Here is a 17,713-nt window from a genome sequence, read left to right as displayed (position 1 = left end):
CATTGTTTGTCACGGATAATAGTGCTATTCGGATTAAAAATGGAAAACGTTATGCGCCAAGGATTATCTCAGTCACAAAACTGCCGCTCTGTCCGCATGCTGCGCCGGAGTGTACTCGTCGTGGCAGCACTTATTACTGCGCTTTCTGCCTGTGATAACAGCGATGTGAAAACCACAACCACAGCGGATCCCGCAGCTGTCGCCACGCAAAAGAAAGCGTTGAGTGACACCGACTTGGCGCAAATGGCGAAACAATCGCAGGGTAAAGCGCTAACTTTACTCGATGCCTCAGAGCTACAGCTTGATGGCGCGGCCGGGCTTGTGCTCACTTTTTCCATTCCTTTAGATCCTAAACAAAAATTTGCCGATAGCGTTCACTTAGTTGATACCGAAAAAGGCAAAATCGATGGAGCATGGGAGCTTTCAGATAATCTGCGCGAACTGCGGTTGCGTCATCTGGAGCCTAAGCGCAAATTACTTCTCACGGTTGATCCTTCATTGGTGGCACTTAATGGTGCGACGTTAGGTAAAGAAACACAGCAAAAAATTGCCACTAAAGATATTCAGCCAAGCGTTGGGTTTGCTAGCCGCGGTTCGTTATTGCCCGGTAAAGTGGCTGCGGGTTTACCGGTGATGGCGCTCAACGTAAACAGCGTAGACGTCAATTTTTACCGCATTAAGCCTACGTCGTTGCCTGCATTTTTATCCGAGTGGGGCTACGGCCAATCGGTAGAATCATGGCGGTCTGATGAACTGCTAAAAATGGCTGATTTGGTCTACAGCGGCCGCTTTGATCTCAATCCTCAGCGCAATACGCGTGAAAAGCTTCAGCTTCCCCTAAGCGATATCAAACCTCTGCAAGAGAGCGGTGTTTATCTGGCCGTTATGCAGCAGGCGGGGCGTTACAGCTACAGTAATCCGGCTACGCTGCTAACCCTGAGCGATATCGGTGTTTCACTGCACAGCTATCACGAACGAATGGATGTCTTCACTCAGGCCTTAGCGGGCGGGGGTGCGATGTCTGATGTGTCATTGCAGGTGTTAGATGAAAAAGGGCGTGTGCTAACGGAAGGTAAAACCGATGCACAGGGGCATGCGCAGTTAAGCAAATCGGCAAAAGCGAAACTGTTACTGGCTAACCAAAATGGGCAAACCAGTATTATCGACCTGACACAGCCTGCGCTCGATCTCAGTGAGTTTGATATTGGTGGTCCAGAAGGCTTCAGCAAGCAGCTGTTTGCTTTTGGCCCACGCGATCTTTATCGCCCTGGTGAAACGGTGATTGTGAATGCTTTGCTGCGCGATGCTGATGGGCAACCTTTGCCTGAGCAACCGATAAAAGTCGATGTGTTGCGTCCAGACGATAGCGTGGCGTCGAGCTTTGTTTGGAAACCGGAAAATGGGTTATACCAATATCGTTATGCGCTGCCTGAAAATGCGGCGACGGGCAAATGGTCGCTGCGTTTCAATCTGGGCGATAACCAGCCGCGCTACTACGCGATTAATGTTGAAGACTTCATGCCTGAGCGCATGGCATTGGAAATCAAACCGGAAAGCGCATCTCCAATTGAGATGCAGCAGAGCGCCAGTTTCAATGTGTCAGGACGGTATTTATATGGGGCTCCGGCGGCGGCGAACCGTCTTCAAGGGCAGCTTTATTTACGTCCGTTGCGTGAAGCGGTTACCGAATTACCGGGTTACAGCTTTGGTTCGGCTACGGAAGAAAATCTAAAGCGCTCCTTAGATGAAGTCGATACCACGTTGGATGAGCAGGGCACGGCAAGCATTGAAACGGAAAGTCAGTGGGCCGATGTTAAATCACCAGTGCGCCTGATTTTCCAAGCGAGCCTATTAGAATCCGGAGGCCGTCCGGTGACTCGACGTAGCGAGCAGGATATTTGGCCAGCCAAACAGCTGTCAGCAATCCGCCCGTTATTTGGCCAACAAGATATTTATGATTACCAAACCAATAGCTATCGTCAGCAGCCGATGGTTGATGAAAATAGCGATGCTGCTTTTGATGTGATCTATGCCGATCCGCAGGGGAAACGCCTCGCTAAACAGGGGCTGAAAGCCACGCTGATTCAAGAGCGTCGCGATTATTACTGGCAGTGGTCTGAAGGGGCGGGTTGGCAGTCTCAATACGATCAAAAAGATCTGCCAGTTGGTGAGCAAACGCTAAATATCGCCGCTGACGGCAGTGCGAAAGTGAGTTTCCCTGTCGAATGGGGTTCTTACCGCCTTGAGGTTAAAGATCCAACCAACGGCCTGATCAACAGCGTTCGATTCTGGGCTGGATATCGCTGGCAGGATAATACTGACGGCACGGGAGCCGTACGCCCCGATCAAGTGAAGCTAAAACTGGATAAGCCTAATTACCAGCCTGGCGAAAAAGTGAAAGTGACCATCAACGCGCCAACCGCCGGTAAGGGATACCTGATGCTGGAGTCTGGCGAAGGGCCTTTATGGTGGCAGGAAATTGATGTACCAGAAGCTGGTACCACGGTAGAGGTTCCGCTCAATCAAGAATGGCGTCGTCACGATCTCTATTTCAATGCGCTGGTGGTTCGTCCCGGTGAGAAAGATAAGCAGGTAACACCAAAACGCGCGGTAGGCTTATTACATATTCCTCTCAATGAAGAAGCACGTAAGCTGAATGTCACGCTGACAGCGCAAGACAAAATCAGACCAAACCAGACGGTGCCGGTTCAGGTGAGCGTTGCTGGAGCCGGTGGTGAGAAACAAAAAGAAGTGACCGTTTTACTTTCCGCCGTGGACACCGGTGTTTTGAGTATTACTGATTTCAAAACCCCCGATCCTTACGACGCCTTCTTAGGTCGTAAACGCTACGGCGCGGATCAGTATGATGTTTATGGACAACTCATCGAAGGCTCAGGGCGTTTAGCGACGCTGCGCTTTGGTGGTGATGGCGAAGATGAAGATGCGCTGTCACGCGGTGGCAAGAAACCCCCAACGGAAGTAAATATCGTCGCGCAGCAGCTGCAACGCATCACGCTGGATGAAAATGGCAACGGGACGATTCAGCTTCCTGTTCCAGATTTTAACGGTGAGCTAAGGCTTATGGCTCAAGCGTGGAATGGGCAAAACTTTGGTAGCGCCGAACGTAAAATGACGGTCGCAGCACCGGTTATCGCAGAACTTCAAACACCACGCTTCCTCGCGGGGGGCGATAGTAGCCAACTGGCGCTGGATGTCACGAATCTGTCTGGGCATCCGCAAACGTTGGGAGTGGCTCTCACCGCATCGGGTCTTATCAGCCTGAGTGGCGACAATACTCAAACCGTTGATCTCGAAAATGGGCAGCGTAAGACTATTACGATTCCTGTTAGTGCTAAAAATGGATTTGGTGATGGCAACGTTGCTATCCGTATCGTCGGAATGCAGTTGCCGGGCGAACAAGTTAGTGATTATGAACATAGCTGGAAAATCGGTGTGCGTCCGGCATTCCCTGCTCAAACTCGCCATTTGGCGAGCATCATTAAACCTGGTGACAGCTGGCATGTAGATGCGGAGCAGCTTTCAGGCCTCGTTGCGCCAGAAGCATCACTTCTGCTGACTAGCCGACCACCGCTGAACATAGCGCGTTACGTACGTGCACTGTACGCCTATCCGTACGGCTGTCTGGAACAAACCACCAGTGGCCTGTTCCCATCGCTGTATACCAATCAACAGCAGTTGGTGCAGTTAGGTATCAAAACCTCTACGGATGATGTTCGCCGACAGAATATTGAAACTGGGATTACACGTCTGCTGGGTATGCAGCGCTATAACGGTAGTTTTGCGTTGTGGAGCAGTGATGGACCAGAAGAGTATTGGTTAACCGCTTATGTTACCGATTTCTTGCATCGTGCTCGTGAACGCGGTTTTGCCGTACAGGATGACGGGTTGAAACAGGCGGATGCTGCCCTGTTACGCTATCTCCAAGATCGCAATCAAATCGATGTTAACAGCAGCGCACGTCCAGATGCGACGCGTTTTGCGGTGCAGGCTTACGCAGGGCTCGTTTTAGCACAGCAAAAACAGGCACCGTTAGGTGCTTTGCGCCAGCTGTATGAGCGTCGTGCTCAGGCTGAATCTGGTTTACCTCTAATCCAGCTAGGCATTGCGCTTAAGCTGATGGGAGATACTCCGCGCAGCGAAGAAGTGCTCAAGCAAGGTTTGGCATTGCAGCGTTCGGCAACGAACTATTGGCTGGAAGACTACGGTAGCCCAGTGCGGGATGACGCGATGATTTTGGCACTGATGGAAGAGTTTAACCTCGATCCAAAAGCGCAGGAACAGCGCTTACTTTCGCTATCGGATCGATTAACGACCACAGAATATCTTTCGACCCAAGAACAGAACGCGGTATTTATGGCTGGCAAGGGTTTTATCGGGCAGCCAGAAAGTGAATGGAAAGGCGTGATTTCATCGGCTAAAGGTGTCGATTTAGCCTATGGCGAACAAGCTCAGGTTAAAAGCTATGATGAATCTTGGCTTGTGAATGGTTTGGTGATTAATAACCAAGGTGAGTCCACGCTCTATCCGCGTTTTGACGTGGTTGGCTATCCCAATAGCGCGCCACAGCCAATGAGCAATATTCTCAATATCAAACGTGATTTCTTAGGATTAGATGGCAAACCGATTGACTTGGCACAGCTGAAAAGTGGACAGTTAATTTTGGTTCATCTGGATGTGTGGGCGTCAGAGCATGTGCCGGATGCGCTGGTCGTTGATTTGCTGCCCGCAGGCGTTGAGCTTGAAAATCAAAACCTGAATGATGCTAGCGCAAGCTTAGATGATGCGGCAACCGAGGTGACTTCGTTGCTGGATGCATCACGCCAGACCACGCTTAAACATCAAGAGTTCCGTGACGATCGCTATGTGGCCGCGGTGGATATTCAGTCTGGTCAGCATACGACTCTGTTGTATCTGGCAAGAGCGGTAACGCCGGGTAAATATCAACTGCCAGCGCCGCAGGTTGAATCAATGTATATCCCTCAGTGGCGTGCCGTTGGGGAAACGCCTGCAACTGTGACTATCGGCCAGTGATAGCTGATTGAGGATGTCACTAAAACGCTTACGCAAGTGGTGCGTGATAATCGCACTGCTTGCGCTGTTGATTTGTAGTGGGTTGTGGCTGGTCGATAAGGTCTGGCCGCTTCCACTTAGCGACGTGCAAGTGGCGCGGGTTGTTGTGGCTGAAGATGGTTCACCGCTGTGGCGCTTCGCTGATGGGCAGGGGGTATGGCGCTACCCTGTTACGATCGAGCAAGTGTCACCGTATTACCTTCAGGCGTTGTTAACTTACGAAGATCGCTGGTTCTATAAGCATCCGGGGATTAACCCTTTTGCTATTGCGCGAGCGGCCTGGCAAGACCTCAGTCACGGTGAGATTATTTCTGGTGGTAGCACCTTGTCTATGCAGGTTGCGCGTTTACTCGATCCCCATCCTCGCACCTTTGGTGGCAAAGTGCGTCAAATCTGGCGTACGGCACAGTTAGAATGGCATCTCTCCAAGACTCAAATCCTTGAGCTCTATCTTAATCGCGCTCCCTTTGGTGGCACGCTACAAGGCATCGGCGCGGCAAGTTGGGCCTATTTAGGTAGGCCGCCTGATGAGCTTACCCGTGGAGAAGCCGCCTTGCTGGCCGTGTTACCTCAGGCTCCAAGTCGTTTACGTCCAGATCGCTACCCAGAGCGCGCGCAGGCGGCGCGCAACAAGGTGCTCGATCGTTTGGTGCAGTATCAAGTATGGACAAAACAGCAGGCGGATGATGTTAAGCAGGAGCCTGTTTGGCTGGCTTCACGACAAATGCCGCAGACAGCGCCACTGTTAGCACGGCGCATGGTGCAAACCTATCCACATCAGGATGTCATTCAGACAACAATTGATGCCGCTCTACAGCGGCAGCTTGAAACGTTAGCGCAGGGATGGCTTTCACGTCTGCCGGCGAAAACATCAGTAGGCGTGCTGATTGTCGATCATACAGATATGCAGGTGAAGGCTTATTTGGGATCGCTGAACTTTGCTGACCGCTCGCGCTTTGGCTATGTGGATATGGTAAGCGCGTGGCGTTCTCCCGGCTCCACTCTCAAGCCGTTTTTGTATGGGCTTGCGCTTGATGATGGGATTATTCATAACGAATCTCTGCTGCAGGACGTGCCGCGTCGTTTTGGCGATTATCGACCGGGAAATTTTGATACGGGGTTTCATGGTGCCGTGGCGGCAAGTGAAGCACTCACGCGTTCGTTGAATCTCCCCGCGGTACAGCTGATGGAGGCCTATGGCCCGAAACGTTTTACCGCCGAGCTACGCAATGCAGGGCTAACGTTACGTTTTCCCGCTTATGCTGAGCCTAACTTATCACTCATTCTAGGCGGCGCGGGCATTAGGCTAGATCAGCTGGTTTCTGCTTACAGCTCGCTGGCGCGGCATGGACAAAGTGCTGATTTGCGTTTTGTACCCGCGCAAAAAATTCATAATCGACCGCTGATGTCGCCGGGGGCTGCATGGATTATCCGCCGTACGCTGGCAGGGCAGGCAAGGCCTGAACCGGATGATTCCCTATCTGCGGTAGTTCCGCTGGCATGGAAGACGGGAACCAGTTTTGGCTATCGTGATGCATGGGCCGTCGGCGTGAACGCACGCTACACCATTGGTGTGTGGGTTGGACGTCCAGACGGTACTCCGGTTGCAGGGCAATTTGGCTATGCGACGGCGATACCGCTGCTGTTTCAGCTCAATAATTTACTGCTGAATAACCCACGCCTGCGTGGAAATGGATGGCCGACAGACCCTCGGCCAAGCTCAGTCTCCAATGCGGTGATCTGCTGGCCTGGCGGCCAGCCGCTAAGCGCACAGGATACCAACTGTCGCCAACGTCGCTCCGCATGGATACTGGATGGCACTATTCCGCCTACGCTCGTTGCCCCGGGGCAGGAAAGCAGTCAGGGAATTTGGCTGCGTCAATGGTTAAACGATAAAGGCGAGCGTGTTGCCCCTGAATGTGTGGGAGCGGTTGAGAAAAAGCTCGCGCTATGGCCGTTGCCGCTAGAGCCTTGGCTCCCGGAGGCCGAAAAAAGATCCCACCGTTTGCCTATGGCAAGCCAAACTTGCCCACCACCGGTCGAGACAGCTTCTGCACCACTCATTTTGATTGGGCTCAATAATGGTTCGATTCTACGCCGTCCGCCGGGGAAGACTCGCATCGATTTGCGCCTAACGACGCAAGGTGGGACAGGGGAACGCTGGTGGTTTTTAAACGGAGAACTGGTTTCGCAGGAACCACAGTTTGCCTATAGCTTCACACGTGCAGGCCGGTATCAGCTAACGGTTATGGACGACAGTGGACAACTGACTAGCGCTGATTTTCAGGTGGAGTAAATTCGCATTGTGCTTCAAATCAAAAAAGTAATATTTCCTTAACATTTTTATCTCATTTCAATAGGCAAATATTAGCCGCCCATCTATAATCGGCGGCGATTCATGGCCGGGGTTCGGCTTTCGGGGTGTGAATTAAGAGAATAATCCTTTCATTCAAATGGTTAGTGCTCTAAAAATATTCCATCTGCCTCCTACTGCTCGTAAACTCATAAAAAGTATCCCTAGAATCATTGGTGTTATGCCATGGTCTAGCGGAAATAACGGCTCTCATTGGAAGTTAGACAGAGGTTTAAATGACAGTAGAACGTACCTTCTCCATCGTAAAACCCAATGCGGTGGCTAAAAATGTTATCGGCGCTATTTATTCTCGTTTTGAAGCAGCAGGCCTGAAAATTGTTGCGGCAAAAATGGTTCATCTGACTCGTGAACAGGCTGAAGGTTTCTACGCCGAACACAAAGGTCGTCCGTTCTTTGACGGTCTGGTGGATTTCATGACTTCTGGCCCAATCATGGTTCAGGTCTTGGAAGGTAAAGATGCCGTTCGTCGTAATCGTGAAATCATGGGCGCGACCAATCCTGAAAATGCTTTAGCTGGCACATTGCGTGCTGACTATGCGGATAGTCTGACTGAAAACGCCGCTCACGGTTCTGATTCATTAGAGTCGGCTGAGCGCGAAATCGCCTATTTCTTTGCAAACAATGAAGTTTGCCCGCGCACTCGTTAATTGATTACGCAAATCGGGAATTGATTCGTTAAGCTAAGCCTAATGGCATAGCATACCGTTGACAGACCGAGTACAATACCGCGCCCTGAGTGATTATCCTCAGGGACATTTTTTTAGACACATTGCTAACCGCTTTATTTAATAAGCGTTTTTAATGTGTTGTACCGAGCAAGACTGAATGAGATGCAAACTGGGTTTGTATCTGTCGCCAACAGGCACTACGCTTGTCGGGTCAGTCACTTTAATACCGTGCCGCAAAGTGTAACAACGAGGCCAGAGTTTAGTATGTCTATACGCATGTCCGAAGATCCAACAACTACCCCCCATTCATCCAATTCAGATGCTATATCTGAATCTATTGTCGTCGAGTCAAACTTGTCTGAAATTAGCGCACCTGTAAATGCTGCGCAGGTTGATATTGTGCAACCTGCCCCGGCCAATCCGTCGGAAAAAATTAACCTTCTCGATCTTGATCGCCAACAACTGCGCGAGTTCTTCGCCAAGTTAGGTGAGAAACCGTTCCGCGCCGATCAGGTGATGAAATGGATGTATCACTATTGCTGCGATAATTTTGATGAGATGACCGACATCAATAAGGTGTTGCGTAACAAGCTCAAAGAGATCGCTGAAATTCGTGCGCCAGAAGTGGCAGAAGAGCAACGCTCAACCGATGGCACCATTAAATGGGCGATTCAGGTCGGCGACCAGCGTGTAGAAACGGTTTATATCCCAGAAGACGATCGCGCTACGCTGTGTGTCTCTTCGCAGGTGGGTTGTGCGCTGGAATGTAAATTCTGCTCTACCGCCCAGCAGGGCTTTAACCGTAACCTACGCGTATCAGAAATTATCGGTCAGGTATGGCGTGCAGCTAAGATTATCGGCGCTCATAAAGTTACCGGCCAGCGCCCGATCACCAACGTGGTGATGATGGGAATGGGCGAGCCTTTACTGAACCTGAATAACGTTGTTCCGGCCATGAATATCATGCTGGACGACTTTGGGTTTGGTCTGTCTAAGCGCCGTGTCACCCTGTCAACATCAGGGGTTGTTCCTGCGCTGGAAAAACTGGGTGATATGATCGACGTAGCGCTTGCCATCTCTCTGCATGCGCCGACGGACGAAATTCGTAACGAAATTGTTCCTATCAACCGTAAATATAATATCGAGACTTTCCTTGGGGCTGTGCGCCGCTACTTAGAGAAATCTAATGCTAACCAAGGACGTGTCACGGTTGAGTACGTGATGTTGGATCATATTAATGATGGCATGGATCACGCACATCAGTTAGCCGAGTGTCTGAAAGATACGCCGTGTAAGATCAACCTGATCCCATGGAACCCGTTCCCTGGCGCACCTTACGGACGTAGCTCAAACAGCCGCGTGGATCGTTTCTCTAAGGTTCTGATGGAATACGGCTTTACCGTAATTGTGCGTAAAACGCGTGGCGATGATATTGATGCGGCCTGTGGGCAGTTGGCTGGTGATGTTATTGACCGCACCAAACGTACGATTAAGAAAAAAATGGCCGGTGAACCTATCACGGTTCGCGAGGTCTGACGCAGAGCGCATGCATATTAGTGATTTCCCTAGCATTGTTGGTCAGATCTTTTGATGATTCAGCGAAAAGGATAACGGGGTAAAGCAATGAAGCTAAAAATGGGATGGGTAATAGGACTACTAACAACGAGTTTGTTGGTAGGCTGTTCAAGCTCTAAACCGGAAGGAGAGCAGATGGCTGCGGCGTCGCAGAGTAGGCTCGAACTTGGGTTGGAATACTTGAATCAGGGCGACTTAAAAGCCGCCCAACAAAATCTGGAAAAGGCGCGAGATGCGGCACCAGACGATTACCGAACCCAGCTTGGCATGGCGCTTTACCAGCAGCGCACAGGCGATAACAATGCTGCGCAGAAAAGTTATCAAACAGCGATGAATTTAGCGCCACAGAATGGCACTGTGATGAATAATTACGGTGCGTTTCTGTGTAGTTTAGGGCAGTATGTAGCGGCACAACAACAGTTTAGTTCAGCTGCAAATCTTCCTGATTACGGTCAGGTTGCAGATAGCTTCGAAAATGCAGGTTATTGTTTTCTAAAAGCAGGACAGACTGACGAAGCGCGAAAATTATTTAGTCGCGCTTTAAAGAGCGATCCGGATAAGGGAGTTTCGCTAATTGCGGAAGCTATCCGAGAATTTGACCAAGGGAAGCGCGGAGATGCGCGAGTAATGTTGGATGTTTACAATCATATTCTACCGGCGAGTGCCAATAGCTTATGGTTACAAATCCGCTTCGCTGCGTTAGATGGGCGCCAAACGAACTTAGAGCGTTATGGCAAGCAACTGGCGCGAAATTTTCCACAATCTCAACAGTACCAGCAGTTCCTAGCGAATGAATACTGAAGCCCCCCAAGATCAAACAGCTCCATTGACTACAGGCGAACGCCTGCGCCAAGGGCGCGAAAAGTTAGAACTTACACAGCAGGCTGTTGCAGAACGTCTGTGCCTGAAAGTTTCAACGGTTCGCGATATTGAAGAAGACAAGGCTCCGGCTGATTTGGCCTCAACGTTTTTGCGTGGATATATTCGTTCCTATGCAAAACTGGTCCACATCCCGGAAGACGAATTAACGCCGCTGTTAGAAAAGCAGGCGCCGTTGAAGGCGGCAAAAGTTGCGCCGATGCAAAGCTTCTCACTGGGTAAAAAACGCAAAAAGCGCGATGGCTGGCTGATGATGTTTACCTGGTTGGTGGTATTTGTGGTTATTGGCATCACCGGTTCTTGGTGGTGGGAAAATCACAAAGCTCAACAAGAAGATATTGCGACAATGGCGGATGAGTCTTCTGCTCAGCTGGCAAAAAATGGTCAGTTACAACCGTCAGAATCGGCTAATGGTTCTGATGAAGCTGCGCAATCTGCGGATACTCAAGAGTCTGTCGGTACACCGCCAGATTCGTCAGTGACCGCGGCAGACAATGGCCAAGCGACTGCTGCACCTGCTGATGCCGCTACCGCGTCAGCCGCAACGGCTCAAACCCAGCCAAACCAAAGCAATAATACCGTTGTTGCTCCGAGTCAGGCTCCGGTTGATACCACCTCCACTGCGAATGGTGCAACTTTACCAACCGCAGGGGCGACCGTTGATTCTGCTGCGTCAGCCTCCAACAATTTAGCGATGAAATTTAAAGCTGATTGCTGGTTAGAAGTTAAAGACGCAACGGGTAAAACGCTGTTCAGCGGAATGCAAAAATCTGGTGCTTCACTGGATTTAGCCGGTACGGCACCGTATAAGCTGAAAATTGGTGCACCAGCCGCCGTGGATATCACGTACCAAGGTAAGCCCGTTGATTTGAGCCGCTTTATTAAATCAAGTCAGGTTGCTCGTTTGACGTTGAATGCTGAGTGATTCGATAGAGTCGCTTATGGTGAGCGCAGCGCGCTGTAAAAACGAAATGAACCGCTCTGACATTCTGCAATAAGCAGGGGGAAGGCGGTTTGTTTTGTGCAGCGTTGGCAGTATAAGTACTTTGTTTACCTGATTGCCGGTTAAATGTTGGAAGCAGAATATGCGTGCTTCAATTGATAGTACGGCATTCATGGAGAATTAATATGCATAATGAGTCACCCATTAAGCGGAGAAAATCGACCCGCATTTATGTCGGTAATGTGCCTATCGGTGATGGTGCACCGATTGCCGTACAGTCGATGACCAACACCAAGACAACGGATGTTGATGCCACGGTAAAACAAATACGCGCACTCGAACGTGTCGGCGTAGATATTGTACGTGTGTCAGTTCCGACTATGGATGCTGCTGAAGCATTCAAACTGATTAAGCAGCAGGTTTCAGTGCCGCTGGTGGCCGATATTCATTTCGACTACCGCATTGCGCTGCAAGTTGCTGAGTATGGCGTTGATTGTCTGCGTATTAATCCAGGCAACATCGGTAATGAATCACGTATTCGCTCAGTTGTTGACTGTGCTCGTGATAAAAATATTCCCATCCGTATTGGTATTAACGGCGGATCGCTGGAAAAAGATATTCAAGAGAAGTACGGCGAACCTACGCCTGAAGCATTGCTTGAGTCAGCGATGCGTCATGTCGATATTCTTGATCGTCTTAACTTCGATCAGTTTAAAGTCAGCGTAAAAGCGTCAGACGTATTCCTTGCAGTGCAGTCTTATCGCCTGTTAGCTTCCCGTATCGATCAGCCTCTGCACCTCGGGATCACCGAAGCAGGCGGCGCGCGTAGCGGATCGGTTAAATCTGCGGTGGGCTTAGGCATGCTGCTGGCCGAAGGGATTGGTGACACGCTGCGTATTTCACTGGCGGCAGATCCTGTTGAAGAAGTGAAAGTGGGCTTTGATATTCTTAAATCGCTGCGTATTCGTTCGCGTGGGATTAACTTTATCGCTTGCCCGACCTGCTCACGACAGGAATTTGACGTCATTGGTACGGTAAATGCCCTAGAGCAGCGTTTAGAAGACATCATCACACCAATGGATGTATCCATTATTGGCTGTGTGGTGAATGGTCCAGGCGAAGCCTTGGTTTCAACGATTGGCGTGACAGGCGGACACAATAAGAGCGGCTTCTATGAAGACGGTGTGCGTCAAAAAGAGCGTTTTGATAATGAACAGATGATCGATCAGCTAGAGGCTAAGATCCGCGCCAAAGCATCGATGCTGGATGTTAACAAGCGGATCGAAGTCAGCCAGATCGACGAGAAGTAACTGAATAGCAGGTCGCTTTAGGCGGCCTGTAATCTCATTTGCTTTGAATAAACAATGCTCCCGATTGATGAGATTGCTTCAATCCTCCATAATCGGGGTCATTTTTTGAATTACATAGTATAGAGAATTGACGTGGCGAAGAATATCCAAGCTATTCGTGGCATGAACGACTACCTGCCGGAAGACACGGCGCTTTGGCAGCCGATTGAAGCTGCGCTCAAACAAGTCCTGACCAGCTACGGCTACAGCGAAATCCGTTTGCCGATTGTAGAGCAGACCCCGTTATTCAAACGTGCGATCGGTGAAGTGACCGACGTCGTTGAAAAAGAGATGTACACCTTCGATGACCGTAATGGTGACAGCCTGACGCTGCGTCCTGAAGGGACGGCTGGCTGTGTGCGTGCCGGTATCGAACATGGTCTGCTGTACAATCAAGAACAACGTTTATGGTACATCGGTCCGATGTTCCGTCATGAACGTCCGCAAAAAGGTCGCTATCGTCAGTTCCATCAACTGGGCGCCGAAGTTTTTGGCCTGAATGGTCCTGATGTAGACGCAGAACTTATTCTGCTGACGGCTCGTTGGTGGCGTGCGCTGGGGATCTCTGAGCATGTTGCTCTCGAGTTGAACTCAATCGGTTCTCTGGAAGCTCGCGCTAACTATCGTGATGCGCTGGTGGCCTATCTGGAACAGTTTAAAGATAAGCTGGACGAAGACTGTAAGCGTCGTATGTATAGCAACCCGCTGCGCGTTCTGGACTCTAAAAATCCAGACGTACAGGCATTGCTCAACGATGCTCCGCGTCTGTCAGAGTATCTGGACGAAGAATCTCGCGAGCATTTTGCAGGTCTGTGCAAATTGCTGGATGAAGCGGGTATTGCGTATACCGTTAATGAGCGTTTGGTTCGCGGTCTGGATTACTACAACCGTACCGTATTTGAATGGGTGACAAATAGCTTAGGCGCGCAAGGTACTGTTTGTGCCGGTGGCCGCTATGATGGCTTGGTTGCTCAGCTTGGTGGTCATGCAACGCCAGCGGTTGGTTTTGCCATGGGCTTAGAGCGTCTGGTTCTGTTGGTTCAGGCGGTAAATCCTGATTTTCAGCCTCAGCGTGCCGTTGATGTCTATCTGATTTCCTCTGGTGAAGGCACGCAAAGCGCTGCTATGCGTTTGGCAGAAAAAATTCGTGATGCGTATCCGCAGGTCAAACTGATGACTAACTATGGCGGCGGCAACTTTAAGAAGCAGTTCGCTCGTGCTGATAAGTGGGGCGCTCGCGTTGCACTGGTATTAGGCGAAAATGAAATGAATGCGGGTCAGGTGAATGTTAAGAACCTGCAAAGTGGCGATCAGCAAACTCTTGCTCAGGACGACGTTGCGGCGTTCCTAGCATCAATGTTGGCGTAAGGAGTAGAGAACAGTGGAAGTCTATAGCACAGAGAACGAACAAGTTGATGCCCTGCGTCGTTTCTTTATCGAAAACGGTAAGGCGTTGGCGATTGGTGTCGTGATTGGGATTGGCGCACTGCTCGGTTGGCGCTACTGGCAGAATCATCAGCAGGCAGAAATGACCGGCGCATCCCAGTCATATCAGCAAGCAAGTGAAGCGCTGACCGGCGGTAAAGCTGATGGCGTGGCGCTGGCTGAAAAGTTTATTGAAAAAAATGCTAACAACTATGGTGTTTTGGCTGCCTTGCAGTTAGCGCAACATGAAGTTGACCAGAAGAACTTTGCCAAAGCTGAACAGCAGCTGGCTTGGGCTCAAGGTCAAACGAAAGACGAAAATCTGAAATCCCTGATTGATTTGCGTTTAGCTCGTGTACAGCTACAGGAAAATAAGCTGGACGACGCACTCAAAACATTGGATTTAATTAAAGCGACCGGCTGGGTTGCTATGGCGCAGGATATTCGCGGCGATGTACTGGTTAAGAAAGGCGACGTAAAAGGCGCCCGTGAAGCATACAGCAAAGGCTTAGCCTCTGATGCTTCCCAGTCATTGCAGGGTTTACTGCGCATGAAACTGAACAATTTATCCAACTAAGGGGATAATCAATGCAATTGCGTAAAACGCTCTTGGTCGGATTGCTGTCTGTGACGTTTTTGAGCGGATGCTCGTGGTTCAGCAGTGAAACTGATGTGGTCACCATGTCACCGTTGCCAAAAGTTGAAAACCAATTCACACCGAACAAGGTGTGGAGCACGTCAGTAGGCGATGGTGTGGGCGAATTCTATTCCCACCTGCGTCCAACTTGGCAAGATAACCGCATTTACGCGGCTGACCGCATGGGCGTTGTAAAAGCAATGGACGCGGATAGCGGCGACGTTGTTTGGTCTGTGAACTTGGCTGAGAAAGATGGCTGGTTCTCGCACAAAACAGCTCTGTTGTCTGGTGGTTTAGCGGTATCTGGCGGAAAAGTCTTTGTTGGTTCAGAACGTGCCGTTGTGTATGCGCTGAATACTGAAGACGGTGCCGAAGCATGGAAAACGACGGTTGCTGGTGAAGCTATTTCTCGCCCAGTGATTAGCGATGGTCTGGTATTAATCCATACCTCCAACGGTATGCTGCAGGCGTTAGATGAAGCTGATGGTTCCATCAAGTGGACCGTTAACCTTGATATGCCTTCGCTGACCTTACGCGGTGAATCAGCGCCTGCTACGGCATTTGGTGCCGCCATCGTTGGTGGTGACAATGGTCGCGTTAGCGCAATCATGATGCAGCAAGGCCAAATGATTTGGCAGCAGCGCGTTGCTCAGCCTATGGGTTCAACCGAAATCGACCGCCTAAATGACGTGGATACTACCCCTGTCGTAGTCGATGGTGTTGTATACTCTCTGGGTTACAACGGTAACTTGGCAGCGCTGGATCTGCGTTCTGGACAAATCCAATGGAAACGCGAGATGGGTTCAGTGAACGATTTCATCGTTGATGCTGGCCGTATCTATGTGGTTGACCAAGACGATCGCGTTGCTGCATTAAGCGCCGATGGCGGTGTTTCTCTGTGGAAACAAAGCGATTTGTTGCACCGTAATCTGACCGCGCCTGCGCTGTATAACGGCTATTTGGTTGTGGGTGATAGCGAAGGCTATCTGCACTGGCTGAATACCGATGATGGACGTTTTGTCGCTCAGCAAGAAGTAGACAGTTCTGGTCTGCTAAGCGCGCCTTTGGTAGCCAGCGATAAGCTGATTATTCAGGCTCGCGGCGGTAAAGTTTACGCATTTACTCGCTAATAAAACAATTATTTAGGGCGGCGAATTAGCCGTCTGGGAACGGCTCCTGATCACCTCAGGAGCCGTTTCGTCTTCTGAAAAGTCCTTGCGCGGGCGCGATCTTTCCCCGTGTATTTGGAATTAAATTAAGTAATAGAGGCTTCAACAATGATACCTGTCGTCGCGCTGGTCGGGCGCCCGAATGTGGGTAAATCCACCTTATTTAACCGCTTAACGCACACTCGTGATGCGTTGGTTGCGGATTTCCCAGGGTTGACCCGTGACCGTAAATACGGCCGTGCTGAAGTTAATGGGAATGAATTCATTATCATCGACACCGGTGGTATTGATGGTACTGAAAATGGCGTTGAAACGCATATGGCCGAACAATCGTTAATGGCGATTGAAGAAGCGGATATCGTGCTGTTTATGGTCGATGCTCGTGCGGGTTTAATGCCTGCCGATGAAGGCATTGCCCAGCACCTGCGCAGCCGTGAAAAAGCCACTTTCTTAGTTGCTAACAAAACTGATGGTATCGATCCTGATGTTGCCATCGGCGATTTTTACTCATTAGGCTTTGGCGAAGTTTATCCTATTGCAGCCTCCCATGGTCGTGGCGTTGCTCAGCTGATTGAAGAAGCACTGATCCCCTTCGTTGATGCGCCAGAGCCAGAGCGGGAGCTGACGGAAGAAGAAGCTAACGCGGCCTACTGGGCTGAGCTTGAAGCGGATGAAGCCGATGAAATGGCTGAAGAGGAAGAAGATGATTTCAATCCTCAAGATTTGCCTATCAAGATCGCTATCGTTGGGCGTCCGAACGTGGGTAAGTCCACACTAACCAACCGTATTCTGGGCGAAGATCGTGTTGTAGTTTACGACATGCCGGGAACAACGCGTGACAGCATTTATATCCCAATGGTACGTGATGAGCGCGAGTACGTGCTGATTGACACCGCTGGGGTGCGTAAGCGTGGGAAAGTGACCGATACGGTTGAGAAATTCTCCGTCATCAAAACGTTGCAGGCGATTGAAGACTCAAACGTTGCGTTACTGGTGATTGACGCTCGTGAAGGTATTTCAGACCAAGACTTGTCGCTATTAGGCTTTATCCTGAATAGTGGGCGCTCACTGGTCATTGTGGTCAACAAATGGGATGGCCTGTCTGAAGACGTCAAAACTCAGGTTAAAGAGATGCTGGATCTGCGTTTAGGCTTTGTAGACTTCGCGCGTATTCACTTTATCTCTGCATTACACGGCAGCGGTGTCGGCAATCTGTTTGAATCCATTCAAGAAGCCTATGACTGTGCGACTCGCCGCGTAAGTACATCCTTACTGACGCGTATCATGAACATGGCGCAGGAAGACCATCAGCCGCCGTTAGTTCGTGGTCGTCGTGTAAAACTGAAATATGCCCATGCCGGTGGCTATAATCCACCGATTGTGGTGATCCACGGTAACCAGGTGAAAGACCTTGCGGATTCTTACAAGCGTTACCTGATGAACTACTTCCGTCGCTCGCTTAAAGTGATGGGGACACCTATTCGCATTCAGTTTAAAGAAGGCGACAACCCGTATGCGGGTAAACGTAACATGCTGAATCCAACTCAGCTGCGTAAACGTAAACGTCTGCTTGCTCATATTAAAAAGAGCAAATAACGTATAG

General features: G+C 50.2%; 11 protein-coding genes. All 11 read left to right on the top strand.

Annotated elements, in window-relative coordinates:
• Positions 1-96: 96 nt before the first annotated feature.
• The 11 genes from RSC70_RS10720 to der all read left to right on the top strand — a co-directional run bounded on the left by RSC70_RS10720 (position 97) and on the right by der (position 17,706).
• On the top strand, positions 97-5,052 hold the full coding sequence (locus tag RSC70_RS10720; protein WP_332542411.1) for an alpha-2-macroglobulin family protein: 4,956 nt from the start codon (positions 97-99) through the stop codon (positions 5,050-5,052).
• 13 nt (positions 5,053-5,065) lie between these two features.
• The gene (pbpC, locus tag RSC70_RS10715; RefSeq protein WP_332542389.1) at positions 5,066-7,387 is read left to right on the top strand and encodes a peptidoglycan glycosyltransferase PbpC; all 2,322 of its coding nucleotides are present in this window, start codon (positions 5,066-5,068) and stop codon (positions 7,385-7,387) included.
• A 293-nt stretch (positions 7,388-7,680) separates the two neighbouring features.
• The gene (gene ndk / locus RSC70_RS10710) at positions 7,681-8,112 is read left to right on the top strand and encodes a nucleoside-diphosphate kinase (RefSeq protein ID WP_025800427.1); all 432 of its coding nucleotides are present in this window, start codon (positions 7,681-7,683) and stop codon (positions 8,110-8,112) included.
• Positions 8,113-8,409: 297 nt separating this feature from the next.
• Complete coding sequence (locus RSC70_RS10705; protein ID WP_046359275.1) at positions 8,410-9,669, top strand: bifunctional tRNA (adenosine(37)-C2)-methyltransferase TrmG/ribosomal RNA large subunit methyltransferase RlmN; 1,260 nt, start codon at positions 8,410-8,412, stop codon at positions 9,667-9,669.
• 87 nt (positions 9,670-9,756) lie between these two features.
• Positions 9,757-10,509 carry a type IV pilus biogenesis/stability protein PilW gene (gene pilW / locus RSC70_RS10700; protein WP_046458690.1) on the top strand — a complete coding sequence of 251 codons (753 nt, stop codon included), beginning with the start codon at positions 9,757-9,759 and terminating at the stop codon, positions 10,507-10,509.
• Positions 10,499-11,512, top strand: a complete 1,014-nt coding sequence (gene rodZ / locus RSC70_RS10695; RefSeq protein WP_282814548.1) for a cytoskeleton protein RodZ — start codon at positions 10,499-10,501, stop codon at positions 11,510-11,512. Before pilW ends, rodZ begins: the two co-directional genes overlap by 11 nt.
• 203 nt (positions 11,513-11,715) lie before the next feature.
• The gene (gene ispG / locus RSC70_RS10690) at positions 11,716-12,840 is read left to right on the top strand and encodes a flavodoxin-dependent (E)-4-hydroxy-3-methylbut-2-enyl-diphosphate synthase (RefSeq protein ID WP_025800431.1); all 1,125 of its coding nucleotides are present in this window, start codon (positions 11,716-11,718) and stop codon (positions 12,838-12,840) included.
• Positions 12,841-12,972: 132 nt separating this feature from the next.
• Entirely contained in the window at positions 12,973-14,247 is a 1,275-nt protein-coding gene (gene hisS, locus RSC70_RS10685) for a histidine--tRNA ligase (RefSeq protein ID WP_025800432.1), read from the top strand.
• Positions 14,248-14,260: 13 nt separating this feature from the next.
• Positions 14,261-14,881, top strand: a complete 621-nt coding sequence (locus tag RSC70_RS10680; RefSeq protein WP_043491273.1) for a YfgM family protein — start codon at positions 14,261-14,263, stop codon at positions 14,879-14,881.
• Positions 14,882-14,892: 11 nt separating this feature from the next.
• Positions 14,893-16,071 carry an outer membrane protein assembly factor BamB gene (gene bamB, locus RSC70_RS10675; protein WP_063585783.1) on the top strand — a complete coding sequence of 393 codons (1,179 nt, stop codon included), beginning with the start codon at positions 14,893-14,895 and terminating at the stop codon, positions 16,069-16,071.
• A 147-nt stretch (positions 16,072-16,218) separates the two neighbouring features.
• The gene (der, locus tag RSC70_RS10670; RefSeq protein ID WP_043491279.1) at positions 16,219-17,706 is read left to right on the top strand and encodes a ribosome biogenesis GTPase Der; all 1,488 of its coding nucleotides are present in this window, start codon (positions 16,219-16,221) and stop codon (positions 17,704-17,706) included.
• Positions 17,707-17,713: the final 7 nt, after the last annotated feature.

This window comes from Hafnia sp. (genome assembly GCF_036648275.1).
Lineage (GTDB): Bacteria > Pseudomonadota > Gammaproteobacteria > Enterobacterales > Enterobacteriaceae > Hafnia > Hafnia alvei.
This window is presented reverse-complemented; position numbering and strand designations above follow the sequence as displayed.

Excerpts from the sequence above, each read along its gene's own strand:
- rodZ (WP_282814548.1), top strand. The coding sequence starts at position 10,499 with ATGAATACTGAAGCCCCCCAAGATCAAACAGCTCCATTGACTACAGGC.
- pbpC (WP_332542389.1), top strand. The coding sequence starts at position 5,066 with ATGTCACTAAAACGCTTACGCAAGTGGTGCGTGATAATCGCACTGCTT.
- der (WP_043491279.1), top strand. The coding sequence starts at position 16,219 with ATGATACCTGTCGTCGCGCTGGTCGGGCGCCCGAATGTGGGTAAATCC.
- ispG (WP_025800431.1), top strand. The coding sequence starts at position 11,716 with ATGCATAATGAGTCACCCATTAAGCGGAGAAAATCGACCCGCATTTAT.
- ndk (WP_025800427.1), top strand. The coding sequence starts at position 7,681 with ATGACAGTAGAACGTACCTTCTCCATCGTAAAACCCAATGCGGTGGCT.
- pilW (WP_046458690.1), top strand. The coding sequence starts at position 9,757 with ATGAAGCTAAAAATGGGATGGGTAATAGGACTACTAACAACGAGTTTG.
- bamB (WP_063585783.1), top strand. The coding sequence starts at position 14,893 with ATGCAATTGCGTAAAACGCTCTTGGTCGGATTGCTGTCTGTGACGTTT.
- RSC70_RS10705 (WP_046359275.1), top strand. The coding sequence starts at position 8,410 with ATGTCCGAAGATCCAACAACTACCCCCCATTCATCCAATTCAGATGCT.
- RSC70_RS10720 (WP_332542411.1), top strand. The coding sequence starts at position 97 with ATGCTGCGCCGGAGTGTACTCGTCGTGGCAGCACTTATTACTGCGCTT.